The sequence below is a fragment of the Pseudomonas fragi genome (assembly GCF_002269505.1).
Classification (GTDB): Bacteria; Pseudomonadota; Gammaproteobacteria; order Pseudomonadales; family Pseudomonadaceae; genus Aquipseudomonas; species Aquipseudomonas fragi_D.
The window spans coordinates 62,133-75,487 of the sequence record NZ_NQKQ01000004.1 but is presented as its reverse complement, the minus strand read 5'-3'; the positions used below and the strand labels follow the sequence as shown (position 1 = coordinate 75,487).

The 13,355-nt window shown below is 57.5% G+C and carries 13 protein-coding genes and 1 tRNA gene; 9 read left to right on the top strand and 5 right to left on the bottom strand.

Features of this window, described 5'->3' with window-relative positions:
• Positions 1-82: 82 nt before the first annotated feature.
• From murI to hemA, 5 genes are read right to left on the bottom strand one after another with little or no spacing between them, the layout of a single operon-like run.
• Positions 83-874 carry a glutamate racemase gene (gene murI / locus CJU81_RS05390; protein WP_095035808.1) on the bottom strand — a complete coding sequence of 264 codons (792 nt, stop codon included), beginning with the start codon at positions 872-874 and terminating at the stop codon, positions 83-85.
• The gene (locus CJU81_RS05385) at positions 867-1,622 is read right to left on the bottom strand and encodes a molybdopterin-synthase adenylyltransferase MoeB (protein WP_095035807.1); all 756 of its coding nucleotides are present in this window, start codon (positions 1,620-1,622) and stop codon (positions 867-869) included. The genes murI and CJU81_RS05385 overlap by 8 nt, the downstream gene beginning before the upstream one ends.
• A complete protein-coding gene (gene prmC, locus CJU81_RS05380) occupies positions 1,616-2,446 on the bottom strand; it encodes a peptide chain release factor N(5)-glutamine methyltransferase (RefSeq protein ID WP_095035806.1) in 831 nt (276 codons plus the stop codon). The genes CJU81_RS05385 and prmC overlap by 7 nt, the downstream gene beginning before the upstream one ends.
• Positions 2,447-3,529, bottom strand: coding sequence for a peptide chain release factor 1 (prfA, locus tag CJU81_RS05375; protein WP_095035805.1), 1,083 nt, complete (start codon positions 3,527-3,529; stop codon positions 2,447-2,449).
• A 2-nt stretch (positions 3,530-3,531) separates the two neighbouring features.
• Positions 3,532-4,815, bottom strand: coding sequence for a glutamyl-tRNA reductase (gene hemA / locus CJU81_RS05370; protein ID WP_095029039.1), 1,284 nt, complete (start codon positions 4,813-4,815; stop codon positions 3,532-3,534).
• 201 nt (positions 4,816-5,016) lie between these two features.
• On the opposite strand from hemA, the gene CJU81_RS05365 reads away from it, so the two are divergent.
• The 9 genes from CJU81_RS05365 to CJU81_RS05325 all read left to right on the top strand — a co-directional run bounded on the left by CJU81_RS05365 (position 5,017) and on the right by CJU81_RS05325 (position 13,147).
• On the top strand, positions 5,017-6,741 hold the full coding sequence (locus CJU81_RS05365) for a tetratricopeptide repeat protein (protein ID WP_095035804.1): 1,725 nt from the start codon (positions 5,017-5,019) through the stop codon (positions 6,739-6,741).
• Positions 6,742-6,744: 3 nt separating this feature from the next.
• Positions 6,745-7,371, top strand: a complete 627-nt coding sequence (gene lolB / locus CJU81_RS05360; protein ID WP_095035803.1) for a lipoprotein insertase outer membrane protein LolB — start codon at positions 6,745-6,747, stop codon at positions 7,369-7,371.
• A 1-nt stretch (position 7,372) separates the two neighbouring features.
• On the top strand, positions 7,373-8,260 hold the full coding sequence (gene ispE / locus CJU81_RS05355; RefSeq protein WP_441007401.1) for a 4-(cytidine 5'-diphospho)-2-C-methyl-D-erythritol kinase: 888 nt from the start codon (positions 7,373-7,375) through the stop codon (positions 8,258-8,260).
• A gap of 10 nt (positions 8,261-8,270) precedes the next feature.
• Positions 8,271-8,345: transfer RNA gene (locus tag CJU81_RS05350), tRNA-Gln, on the top strand.
• Positions 8,346-8,390: 45 nt separating this feature from the next.
• The gene (locus tag CJU81_RS05345) at positions 8,391-9,332 is read left to right on the top strand and encodes a ribose-phosphate pyrophosphokinase (RefSeq protein WP_019825119.1); all 942 of its coding nucleotides are present in this window, start codon (positions 8,391-8,393) and stop codon (positions 9,330-9,332) included.
• A gap of 139 nt (positions 9,333-9,471) precedes the next feature.
• Positions 9,472-10,059: a 50S ribosomal protein L25/general stress protein Ctc gene (locus tag CJU81_RS05340; protein ID WP_095035802.1), complete on the top strand. Its 588-nt coding sequence runs from the start codon at positions 9,472-9,474 to the stop codon at positions 10,057-10,059.
• A gap of 166 nt (positions 10,060-10,225) precedes the next feature.
• Positions 10,226-10,810: an aminoacyl-tRNA hydrolase gene (gene pth, locus CJU81_RS05335; RefSeq protein WP_095035801.1), complete on the top strand. Its 585-nt coding sequence runs from the start codon at positions 10,226-10,228 to the stop codon at positions 10,808-10,810.
• A gap of 23 nt (positions 10,811-10,833) precedes the next feature.
• A complete protein-coding gene (gene ychF / locus CJU81_RS05330) occupies positions 10,834-11,934 on the top strand; it encodes a redox-regulated ATPase YchF (protein WP_095035800.1) in 1,101 nt (366 codons plus the stop codon).
• Positions 11,935-12,070: 136 nt separating this feature from the next.
• Entirely contained in the window at positions 12,071-13,147 is a 1,077-nt protein-coding gene (locus tag CJU81_RS05325) for an FUSC family protein (protein ID WP_095035799.1), read from the top strand.
• Positions 13,148-13,355: the final 208 nt, after the last annotated feature.

Genomic DNA, 13,355 nt, shown 5'->3' with positions numbered 1-13,355 from the left:
AAGAAAAATCCTATTTTCATATGCCCATGTCAGTTGTTATGCGCTTCATCAGGCAGTCGTCGTGAAGCAAAGTTGCAGTTTTTTACAGACCGAAGCTTCGCACAACGCCAGATTTATTCCACAACACGGGCAGGATATTTCCCAAGTGTTCAGGTGAAGCACTGGTCCAGAACTGTGTTTCGCGAGGCGGCCCGGCGGCCAGCAGATTTTGTTCAGCGAGCAAACGCTGGAGTTGGCGCGCCACGGCGGCGCCGGTATCGATAAGGGTGATCGATGGCGGGAGCATCTGCGCCAGCAGAGGCTTGAGGAAAGGGTAATGGGTGCAACCAAGAATGATCGTGTCGCAGCCCGCCATCAGCAGTGGGTCGACATAACCGCGCAGCAAGGTGCGCAAGGCATCGCTATGCAGGTCACCGGTTTCGATCAGCTCCACCAGCCCCGGGCAGGGTTGGGTGATCACCCGGATATCGCTGGCGAAACGGTCAAGCAAAGCGGCAAATTTGGCGCTTTGCAACGTCCCGGTGGTGGCCAGTACGCCCACCACACCGCTGCGGGTAGCCGCCGCTGCCGGCTTGACCGCAGGCTCCATGCCAACCAGGGGCCATTGCGGGTAACGCTGACGCAAATCAGCCACTGCGGCCACCGTGGCCGTATTACAAGCCAGCACCAGAGCCTTGACGCCCTGGCGCTGAAAAAAATCGGCCACTATCGCGCAGCGCTGACGAATGAACTCGGGGCTTTTTTCGCCATAGGGAATATGCCCGCAGTCCGCCACATAGAGCAGCGACTCGTTGGGCAGCAGTGCCTGGATTTCCTTGAGCACCGACAACCCGCCGACCCCAGAGTCGAAAACGCCAACCGGCGCTTCACTCATGGCCTGTACCACACACGCTGCACGCCGGGTCACGCTTGACCCGCAGCTCGCGAAAGCGCGTGCTCAAGGCGTCGATCAGCAACAGGCGGCCTACCAGCGGCTCACCAAAACCGGCCAGGACCTTGAGCGCCTCAAGGGCTTGCAAGCTGCCAACCAACCCGACCAACGGGCCAATCACGCCGGCTTCGCTGCAGGTCAACTCCTCTTCGCTGCCATGCCCGTACAGGCAGTGGTAGCAGGGGCTGGCGCTCTGACGCGAATCAAACACCGACAACTGCCCTTCAAGACGGATCGCCGCACCGCTGACCAAAGGCTTGCGCGCCGCAACACAGGCCCTGTTCACCGCCTCACGGGTGGCAAAGTTGTCAGAGCAATCGAGCACCAGATCCACTGCGCCAACGACGTCGGCCAGCGAATCGGCATCCAGTGCCGAGCGATGGGCGATCAATGTGATATGCGGGTTGATCAGGCGCAACCGGTGCGAGGCCGAATCGACCTTGCTCTCGCCGACAGTGGCGGTGTCATGAATGATCTGGCGCTGCAGATTGGTCAGGTCAACGCTGTCGAAGTCGGCCAGATGCAGCTCGCCGACACCGGCTGCGGCCAGGTAGAGCGCGACAGGCGAGCCAAGCCCGCCCAGGCCGACAATCAGCACACGACTGTTTTTCAGCTTCAACTGGCCATCGATATCGACCTGTTGCAACAGGATCTGTCGGCTATAGCGCAACAGCTCCTCGTCGGTCAGCACGGCAGGCGACCCAACGTGATGCGTTCGTGGCCGCCCAGATCCTTGCGGCTTTCAACCGCTGCAAAACCTGCGTCCTGCAACAGTTGGCGAACAGCCGCAGCCTGATCGTAACCATGCTCCAGCATCAACCAGCCGCCAGCATTGAGGTGCTGTGCCGAGGCGGTGATGATTTCACGAATATCGTCCAGGCCGTCGGCACCGGCGACCAGGGCGCTCTCGGGCTCGAACCGCACATCGCCTTCAGCCAGGTGCACATCACCGGCGGCAATATAAGGCGGGTTGCTGATGATCAGATCAAAGCGCTGATCGGCCAGCGCGCTGAACCAGTGGCTGGTGAACACATTGACGTTGTCGAGTTGCAGACGCTGGCGATTGCGTTCGGCCAGTGCTACAGCCTCAAGCACCCGGTCAACCGCAGTGACGTGCCATGCGCCGCGCTCACTGGCCAATGCCAGGGCAATGGCGCCGCTGCCAGTGCCCAGATCCAGCACCCTGGCCGGGCTTGCGGGCAACAGGGCCAGCGCGGTTTCGACCAGCAGTTCGGTGTCCGGGCGCGGGATCAGCGTATGCGGCGCAACTTCCAGATCAAGGTTCCAGAAACCCTGCTGACCTAGAATATAGGCCACCGGCTCACCGGCACGGCGGCGCAGCAGGTATTCGGCGAAGGTCAGTGCCGCTTCGCTGCTGACGATTTTTTCGGGCCATGTGTGCAGATAGCTGCGCGATTTGCCCAGGGCAGCGGCCAGCAGCAGCTCCGCATCAAGACGGGCCGTAGGCGAATCAGGCAGTTCAGCAGCACGCAACAAGCTGGCAATAATAGTCATTTATTCACCCAGGGCTGTCAGTTGATCAGCCTGAAACTCCGCCAATAATGGCTCGATAACGGCGTCTACACCGCCCGCCAGTACGTCATCCAGGGAATACAGGGTCAGGTTGACGCGGTGGTCGGTCACTCGTCCCTGCGCGAAATTGTAAGTGCGGATGCGCTCGGAACGATCCCCCGAGCCCACCAGCGACTTGCGCTCGCTGGCAATGGCATTGGCCGCAGCGCTGGTTTGCTGGTCATTCAACTTGGCCGAGAGCCAGGACATCGCCCGTGCCCGGTTTTTATGCTGGGAACGCTCTTCCTGACACTCCACCACAATGCCCGAAGGCAAGTGAGTGATGCGGATCGCCGAGTCGGTCTTGTTGACGTGCTGACCACCGGCCCCGGAGGAACGGTAGGTATCCACACGCAAATCCGCCGGGTTGATCTCGATGGCTTCCTGCTCATCGGGCTCTGGCAACACCGCCACGGTACAGGCCGAGGTATGGATACGGCCCTGGGATTCGGTCGCCGGTACCCGCTGCACGCGGTGTACGCCGGACTCGAACTTCAGCTTGGCGTAAACATTCTCGCCTTCGACACGGGCAATGACTTCTTTATAGCCGCCATGCTCACCGATGCTTTCGGAGAGAATTTCAACCCGCCAGCCGCGCCGCTCGGCGTAGCGCGAGTACATGCGAAACAGGTCACCGGCAAAAATCGCCGCTTCGTCGCCACCGGTGCCAGCGCGAATTTCCAGAAACACGTTGCGCCCGTCATTCGGGTCCTTGGGCAGCAACATGCGCTGCAGGTCTTTTTCCAGCTCGATCAACCGTTCTTTGGCTTCGCGAACTTCTTCGACCGCCATTTCGCGCATGTCCGGGTCGTTATCCTTGAGCAACGCCTGGGCGCCTTCAAGGTCGACCTGCACTTTGAGCCACTGCCCGTAAGCAGCAACAATGGGTTCAACTTCCGAGTATTCCTTGGAATAGGCACGGAATTTGGTTTGATCGGAAATGACTTCGCCATCGCCAAGCAATGCGGTCAGTTCTTCAAAACGGTCCTGGAGGATGTCCAGTTTATTAAGCAGTGACGCTTTCATTACTATTTTTTATCCGCAGAGCTATGCGATGAGCCCTCACCGAGGGCAAAAAGTTCTTGGGCCATGGCCAGCGCATCGAGGCGGCCTTCGGCGGAAAGTTTTTTCAGTTGTACGCTGGGGGCGTGAAGCAATTTGTTGGTCAGGCCCCGCGCCAGTTGTACCAGCACATCTTCAGGATTGCTGCCGTTGGCCAGCATCCGCTGGGCCTTTTGCAGCTCTTCGTCACGCAGGCGTTCGCTTTGCTGACGATAGGCCTTGAGCACATCAACTGCCGCCAGCTCGCGCAGGCGCACCATAAAATCGTCGGCGCCGATGCTCACCAGCTCTTCTGCCGCCTGGGCCGCGCCCTGACGACTCTTGAGGTTTTCGGCTACCACTTCGTGCAAGTCGTCGACGGTATAGAGGTAAACGTCGTCCAACTCGCCGACTTCCGGCTCGATATCGCGGGGAACGGCAATATCGACCATAAAGATCGGCTTGTGTTTGCGCAGTTTCAGGGCGCTTTCGACCGCACCCTTGCCCAGAATCGGCAACTGGCTGGCCGTGGAGCTGATCACGATATCGCTGTGTACCAGCTCCTGGGGAATATCCGACAGCAATACAGCATGAGCGCCAAATTGCTCGGCCAGCGTACTGGCGCGCTCCAGAGTTCGGTTGGCAACCACGATACGTTTCACTCCCAGCTCATGCAGATGGCGGGCGACCAGGGTAATGGTCTCGCCCGCGCCGATCAGCAGGGCCTGGCTGCGCTGCAGGTCGCTGAAGATCTGTTTGGCCAGGCTCACGGCGGCAAAGGCGACAGACACCGGGTTCTCACCGATGGCGGTGTCGGTGCGCACCTGCTTGGCCGAGTTGAAGGTGGCCTGGAACAAACGCCCCAGCAACGGCCCGACCGTACCCGCTTCACGCGCTACGGCGTAGGCCGATTTCATCTGGCCGAGAATCTGCGGTTCGCCCAATACCAGCGAATCCAGCCCCGAGGCCACGCGCATCATATGACGAACGGCAGCATCGTCCTCATGGACATAAGCGCAGGCACGCAGTTCATCGAGGCTCAGGTCGTGGTAGTCCGCCAGCCATTTCAGCACGCTGTCTGCCGAAAGGTGGTCCTGCTCTATATAGAGCTCACTGCGATTGCAGGTGGAGAGGATCGCAGCTTCGCGACTGTCGGTTAGGCGGCAGAGCTGCTGCAAGGCCTCAACCAACTGCTCTGGAGTAAAAGCCACGCGCTCGCGGACGTCTACTGAAGCAGTCTTGTGGTTAATACCGAGTGCGAGGAAGGCCATTCAAGATCGCTGATGATGACGAGAAGCCGACAATTGTCCTACTTCGCCAGATTCAGAACAACCATTGCTGACTATTGTCTCTATAGTTAACGTCTGTTGAACCCATCATCAGCCCCGGATATCGATAGTCGCACCTGTTATGGTTTGCACCATTGCATGTGTCATGATGCCCAGACCGCAGGTAAGTCGCCCATCTCTTATATGAATAGATCCTCCGCGTTGCTCCTCGCTCTCGTTCTTCTCAGTGGCTGCCAGGCTTTGGCCCCCACGTCCCCGGATGATTCATCCGCGAATGAAGACGTTACCTCCGTCCCGGAAAAGCCCACGGTCTACAGTTCGTTCAGCGAAGACACGCTGTACAGCCTGTTAAGTGCCGAGCTGGCTGGCCAACGCAACCGTCTGGATATCGCCCTCGATAACTACGTGACGCAAGCGATCAACACCCAGGACCCGGGCATATCCGAGCGGGCTTTCCGCATTGCCGAGTATCTGGGCGCCGATCAGGCCGCACTGGACACCTCGCTGATTTGGGTTAAAAACGCCCCGGACGATATTGAGGCACAGCGTGCTGCAGCCATTCAGCTGGCGCGTAACGGCCGTTATGACGAATCCCTGGTCTACATGGAAAAAGTCCTGCAGGCCAAGGGCGACACTCACTTCGATTTCCTGGCCCTGGCGGCCATAGAAACCGATGCAGATACCCGTGCGGGCCTGCAAAAGAGTTTTGACAGCCTGCTGGCCAAGCACCCGGACAACGTTCAGCTGATTTTCGGCAAGGCCTTGTTGATGCAGCAGGACGGGGATGCCGAAGGCGCGCTGAAACTGCTGGAAAAAAACCCGCCGCAAAACGGTGAGATAGCCCCGATTCTGTTGCGCGCCCGCTTGCTGCAAAGTCTCAACCGCGGTGATGAAGCGTTGCCGCTGCTGAAAAAAAGCGTCAGCCAGTACCCCGACGACAAACGCCTGGGCCTGACCTATGCACGAACCCTGGTCGAGCAGAACCGCATGGCCGAGGCCAAAGTGCAATTTGCCAGCCTGGTGGAGCAATACCCCGAAGACGATGAGCTGCGATTCTCGCTGGCGCTGGTTTGCCTGGAAGGCAAGTCCTGGGACGAAGCCGAAGGTTATCTGCAAGAGTTGATCGAGCGCGACAGCCATGTCGACTCGGCGCACCTGAATCTGGGCCGCATCGCCGAAGAGCGCGATGATCCCGAGGGCGCACTGGTCGAGTACGCACTGGTAGGTCCCGGCAACGAATATCTGCCCGCACAACTGCGCCAGGCGGACATCCTCATCAGTCATGGTCGCGGCGCCGAAGCCTCGAAAAAACTGGCCTCGGCCCGTGGTGCACAACCCGACTACGCTATTCAGCTGTACTTGATAGAGGCCGAAACCCTGGCGGCGAACAACCAGACCGATCGCGCCTGGAACACGCTTCAACAAGCAATCAAGCAATACCCGGACGATCTGAACCTGCTGTATTCACGCGCCATGCTGGCCGAGAAGCGTAACGATCTGGAGCAGATGGAGCGGGATTTGCGCGCCATCATCAAGCGTGAACCTGACAATGCGATGGCATTGAACGCCCTGGGTTACACACTTTCGGATCGAACCACTCGCTACGCGGAAGCCAAAGCGCTGATCCAGCAAGCCTACGATCTGAACCCGGATGACCCTGCCGTGCTCGACAGCCTGGGCTGGGTAAATTATCGCCTTGGCAATCTGGATGAAGCCGAACGCTTGCTGCGCCAGGCACTGGAGCGCTTCCCGGACCAGGAAGTTGCTGCTCACCTGGGCGAAGTGCTGTGGGCCAATGGCAAGCAGCGTGAAGCCAAAAAAATCTGGGGCACTTTTCTTAAAGAAAATCCTGACAGCCCTATTCTGCGCAAAACCATTTTGCGCTTGACCGGATCAGAGACTCTTTAACTCATGTTATATCGTCACTTGCGCCATCTCGTAGTTTTCAGCCTGATTGCCGTACTCGCCGGTTGCGCGGGCTTCGGCGCCCGCGAATCCGTAGAAGGCCACGGCAGCCCTGCCCTGTGGTCAGCACACAAACAGCAACTGACTCAACTCGACGGCTGGCAAATCAACGGCAAAGTCGGCATTCGCGCCCCTAAAGATTCCGGCAGCGCCACGTTGTTCTGGCTGCAGCGTCAGGACTATTACGATATTCGCCTTTCCGGCCCACTGGGCCGCGGTGCCGCCCGCCTGACCGGGCGCCCGGGCAGCGTGCTTCTGGAAGTAGCCAATCAGGGCCGCTATGAAGCGCCGACCCCGGAAGAGTTGCTGGGCGAACAATTGGGCTGGAGCCTGCCGGTGTCGCATCTGGTCTGGTGGGTACGCGGCTTGCCTGCGCCCGGCAGCAAAAGCCGGGTGACACTCAATGGCGACAGCCGCCTGGCCAACCTGGAGCAGGATGGCTGGAAAATCGAATATTTGAGCTATGTCGAGCAAAACGGCTTCTGGCTGCCCGAGCGCGTCAAGCTGCACGGCCCGGACCTGGACGTCACGCTCGTGGTTAAAGATTGGCAACCTCGCTTGTTGGGTCAATAAGATGCAAGACCGTCTGGATCGAAACACTCTGGTTTTGCCCTCACCGGCAAAGCTGAACTTGATGCTGCACATCCTCGGCCGTCGCGAAGATGGCTATCACGAACTGCAAACGCTGTTTCAATTTCTCGACTACGGCGATGAAATGACCTTTGCCGTGCGTGAAGATGGGGTTATTTGCCTGCACACCGAATTTCCCGGCGTTGCTCACGACGATAATTTGATCGTCAAGGCGGCAAAAAAACTCCAGGCGCAATCCGCTTGCCCACTGGGGATCGATATCTGGATCAAGAAAGTCCTGCCCATGGGCGGCGGCATCGGCGGCGGCAGCTCCAATGCGGCGACCACCCTGCTCGCGCTCAACCATCTTTGGCAACTGGCTTGGGATGAAGACCGGCTGGCAACGCTGGGCCTGACTCTGGGGGCCGACGTCCCGGTTTTCGTACGCGGCCATGCCGCATTTGCTGAAGGTGTCGGCGAAATCCTTACCCCTGCAGAGCCGGAAGAACCCTGGTATCTGGTGCTTGTCCCGCAAGTATCTGTAAGTACTGCAGAAATATTTTCAGATCCGTTGTTGACACGTGACTCTTTGCCCATTAAAGTGCGCCCCGTTCCCAAGGGAAACAGCCGAAACGACTGCGAAGCAGTAGTGAAGGAGCGTTATCCAGAAGTACGTAACGCTTTGAATTTGTTAGGTAAATATACCGAAGCAAAATTAACTGGAACTGGAAGTTGTATATTTGGGGCCTTCCCAAACGAAGCAGATGCTGATAAAGTGCTGCACCTTCTTACAGAGACCCTTACAGGGTTTGTAGCAAAAGGAAGCAACGTTTCGATGTTGCATCGCAAGCTACAAGATCTGTCAAAGGAAACGGGTACACGGTACTCGTAGCAACAGATACAGGGGCGTCGCCAAGCGGTAAGGCAGCAGGTTTTGATCCTGCCATGCGTTGGTTCGAATCCAGCCGCCCCTGCCATTTCTTATACTCATCCAGGTTACCCTCAGCCTTCAGGTACTGCGCGTGTCCAAGATGATGGTCTTTACGGGGAACGCTAACCCCGATCTGGCTCGGCGTGTCGTACGTCAGCTGCATATCCCACTCGGTGACATCTCTGTCGGCAAGTTTTCCGACGGCGAAATTACCGCTGAGATTAATGAAAATGTCCGCGGTAAAGACGTTTTCATCATTCAGCCGACTTGTGCTCCGACCAACGATAACCTGATGGAACTCGTCGTGATGGCTGATGCCTTCCGCCGCTCCTCAGCGACTCGTATTACTGCTGTTATTCCTTACTTTGGTTATGCCCGTCAGGATCGCCGTCCGCGTTCCGCACGTGTGGCTATCAGCGCGAAAGTTGTTGCTGACATGCTTACCGTAGTCGGCATCGATCGTGTTCTCACGGTTGATTTGCATGCTGACCAAATCCAGGGTTTCTTCGATATTCCTGTAGACAACATCTACGGCTCCCCAGTTTTGGTGGATGACATCGAAGATCAGCGCTTTGAGAACCTTATGATTGTGTCCCCGGATATCGGCGGCGTCGTGCGTGCACGTGCTGTTGCCAAGTCCCTGGGCGTCGATCTGGGTATCATCGACAAACGCCGTGAGAAAGCCAATCACTCGGAAGTGATGCATATCATCGGTGATGTCGAAGGGCGTACCTGTATTCTGGTTGATGACATGGTCGATACCGCCGGCACTCTGTGTCACGCGGCTAAAGCCTTGAAAGAGCATGGCGCTTCCAAAGTGTTCGCCTACTGCACACACCCTGTGCTGTCGGGTCGGGCAATTGAGAATATCGAAAATTCCATGCTGGATGAGCTGGTGGTGACTAACACCATTCCGCTGTCCGCTGCCGCACAAGCCTGTTCGCGTATCCGCCAGTTGGATATCGCACCGGTTGTGGCTGAAGCGGTTCGCCGCATCAGCAACGAAGAATCGATCAGCGCGATGTTCCGCTAAGGGCCCTGCCCTTTCAGGACTTCTGCTGACGAAAAGCGCCCCGCCCCAGCAATCCGTTGGGGCGGGGCTTTTTTGCCCATACCGTCCATGGCGCTGGTCGCAAACGTCAGGGCGGATGTGGTTATTTTGGAGATACAACATGAACGATTTTACTCTGAATGCTGAAGTGCGTTCCGACCTGGGGAAAGGTGCGAGCCGCCGCCTGCGTCGTCTCGCAAGCCTGGTTCCAGCTGTAGTTTACGGTGGCGAAAAAGCCCCTGAATCCATCAGCATGCTGGCTAAAGAAGTTGCCAAACTGCTCGAAAACGAAGCTGCTTACAGCCACGTTATCGAACTGACCGTTGGCGGCGTTAAGCAAAACGTGATCATCAAAGCTCTGCAACGTCACCCGGCTAAAGGCCACGTGATGCACGCTGACTTCGTACGCGTTGTTGCTGGTCAAAAGCTGACTGCAATCGTTCCAGTTCACTTTGTTGGTGAAGCGGCTCCGATCAAGAAAGGCGGCGAGATCTCGCACGTTGTTGCAGACATCGAAGTTTCCTGCCTGCCAAAAGACCTGCCTGAATTCATCGAAGTTGACCTGGCTAACGCCGAAGTTGGCTCGATCATTCACCTGTCGGACATCACCGCTCCTAAAGGCGTTGAGTTCGTAGCTCTGGCACACGGTAACGACCTGGCAGTAGCCAACGTTCACGCTCCACGTGTTGCACCAGAAGCAGCAGAGTAATTCATTACTCTGTAGTTGGAGTCTTGAGAAACATCGCGAGCTAACACGCAGCGAGTAAAGCGGACAAGATCGCGAAGTTTACTCATGTAAACCCGCTTTTTTGTCCGTTTTCGCCGCTAACCGTTAGCGGCGATGTTATCCACAACTCCATAGAAGGGCCCTTGTCGTGACCGCCATAAAACTGATCGTTGGCCTGGGAAATCCAGGCACCGAATACGAACAGACCCGGCATAACGCAGGGGCCCTTTTTGTTGAGCGTCTCGCGTCGGCAAACGGGGTAAACCTTGTTGCTGATCGCAAATATTTTGGCCTGACCGGGCGTTTCAGCCACCAGGGTCAGGATGTTCGTCTGTTGATTCCCACCACCTATATGAACCGAAGCGGCCAGGCCGTTGCGGCGCTTGCCGGTTTCTACCGTATTGCGCCGGAATCCATATTGGTGGCCCACGACGAACTCGACCTCCCGCCAGGCGTTGCCAAGCTCAAGCTGGGCGGCGGCCACGGAGGTCACAACGGATTGCGCGACATCATCGCGCAACTGGGGAACAACAAAGATTTCTACCGTCTGCGGCTTGGCATTGGCCACCCGGGCGTCGCCAGCATGGTGTCCAACTTTGTCCTCGGTCGTGCGCCACGCGCCGAACAGGAAAAACTGGACGCCAGCATCGATTTTGCCCTCGGCGTGCTGCCGGATATCCTCGCCGGGGAATGGAACCGTGCGATGAAAAACCTGCACAGCCAGAAGGCCTGACTCTTTTTCCGAGGGGAAACACCATGGGATTCAACTGCGGCATCGTCGGCCTGCCTAACGTCGGCAAGTCCACCCTGTTCAACGCCCTTACCAAATCCGGTATCGCGGCCGAGAACTTCCCCTTCTGCACGATCGAGCCGAACACCGGTATCGTGCCGATGCCCGACCCACGTCTGGACGCGCTGGCTGCCATCGTCAAGCCGCAGCGCATCTTGCCGACCACCATGGAATTCGTCGACATCGCAGGCCTGGTGGCTGGCGCATCGAAAGGCGAAGGCCTGGGCAACAAGTTTTTGGCCAACATCCGTGAAACCGATGCTATCGCTCACGTAGTGCGCTGCTTTGAAGACGAAAACGTGATTCACGTTTCCAACAGCGTTGACCCGAAACGTGACATCGAAATCATCGACCTTGAGCTGATCTTCGCCGACCTCGACAGCTGCGAGAAGCAACTGCAGAAAGTCGCGCGTAACGCCAAAGGCGGTGACAAGGAAGCCGTGGCTCAAAAAGCCCTGCTGGAACAGCTGATCGCCCACTTCACCTTGGGCAAGCCGGCACGCAGCCTGATCAAGAACATGGACGCCGATGAGAAACAAATCATCAAGGGCTTCCACCTGCTGACCACCAAGCCGGTGATGTACATCGCCAACGTGGCTGAAGACGGTTTCGAGAACAACCCGTTGCTGGACGTGGTACTGGCTATCGCTGAAGAAGAAGGCGCCATCGTTGTTCCGGTCTGCAACAAGATCGAAGCAGAAATCGCCGAGCTGGATGACGGCGAAGAAAAAGACATGTTCCTGGAGGCCCTGGGCCTTGAAGAGCCGGGTCTTAACCGTGTGATTCGTGCCGGTTACGAAATGCTCGACCTGCAAACCTACTTCACCGCCGGCGTGCAGGAAGTTCGCGCCTGGACTGTAAAAGTAGGTGCTACCGCCCCACAGGCAGCCGGCGTGATCCACACCGACTTCGAAAAAGGCTTTATCCGTGCTGAAGTGGTCGCCTACGACGACTTCATCAAGTTCAACGGGGAAGCGGGCGCGAAAGAAGCCGGTAAATGGCGTCTGGAAGGCAAGGAATACATCGTTAAAGACGGTGACGTCCTGCACTTCCGTTTCAACGTGTAATACACCACACGTATAAAAAACCGCGCCCTGGCGCGGTTTTTTTTGGCCCGCCGTTTGTTGCGCCGGGCATTACGCACTCCGGGCCGCAACAAAGGTCTATGGTTAACGCCATATCACCTCATGATCGGGAGCATCAATGATTCCCCGCGCCAACGCCCTCAGTCGCTACGCCGACTCCGTTATCGAAAAAGTTAAATCGCGCTGGTCCCTGGGCTGGCGCGATGCACTGGCATCCGCCATCGCCGCCGCATTAGCCTGGATTATCGCCCGGCATTTCTTTGGTCATATTCATCCGGTCTTTGCCGCGATCAGTGCCGTGGTGTGTCTGGCTCCAGGCCTGCCCAGTCATGGCAAGCAGGCCGTTGGCCTTATGGTAGGCGTCGCCACGGGGATCATCGTGGGCGAAGCCGCCTTGTGGTTGCCGGATGCTTACCCGCTGGTGCGTATTGGCTTTGCCACGTTCTCTGCCATCGCCATTGCGGCCCTCTACGGCCTGGGGCCCGTAGTCCCCATTCAGGCCGGTGTATCGGCAGTACTGATGCTGGCGGTAGGTCCGGAAAGCGCGGGCGTGGTGCGCATGCTCGATGTGGTCGTGGGCTCATGCGTCGGCTTGATTTTCAGCCAGATACTGCTCACCCCCAACCCGATCGGCATTATCGACAGCTCCGCCAAGGATTTGCTCGAAAGACTCGCGTCGGGGTTCGGTAAAAGCCTGCAGGCCCTTGAAGGGCAAGACGCGGCCAAGGCGCAAAATGCCGTGCAGATATTTTCCAGGGCCCACGACAGCCTGATCGCTCTGGAAAACGGCATCAGCATGGCCCGCAATACTGCGCGCTGGACCTTGCGCGGGCGCTTTGTATCACGGGAGGTCAAGGACATTGCCAGCCGATACGAACGCCACGCCGTGCGTTTGTACGCCAGCTCCTTGTTATTTTCCGAAGCCTTTGCCGATGCCTTGCGCAAGGAACAGGGCCCGGCCCCCTCCTCCTTGCACGAACGCCTGGCAAACGTCGCCTCAGGCTGCGCCTCGATCGCCAGCGACGATGAACACCCGGTACTCATCCCCGTGGCCAGCGATGAACTGGCCGATGTCGTATCAGGGCCGTGGCAACTGTGCATGCAGCACTTGAGCACTGTTGAAAGCGCCCTGCTGACCTTCGGCTTCACCACCCAGGGTGATGGCAGAAAAAACCCTGAAGAAACCTGCGTATAAACATCCGTTCATCCTTGCCCCCGTGAAGAGAGTTCCATGGAGGCAAGGGACAATATCCTACGCAAATAAATACTTATCCCTACCGTATCTGTGTCTCTTAACTCAGGACATCCGGCCAGTTTAAGCCTTGGTTTAAACCGTAAACATCTTCAAACTATATTATAAAAATTTCTGCTTATCCCTGTTTCATAGCCATCTTCCCCTCACA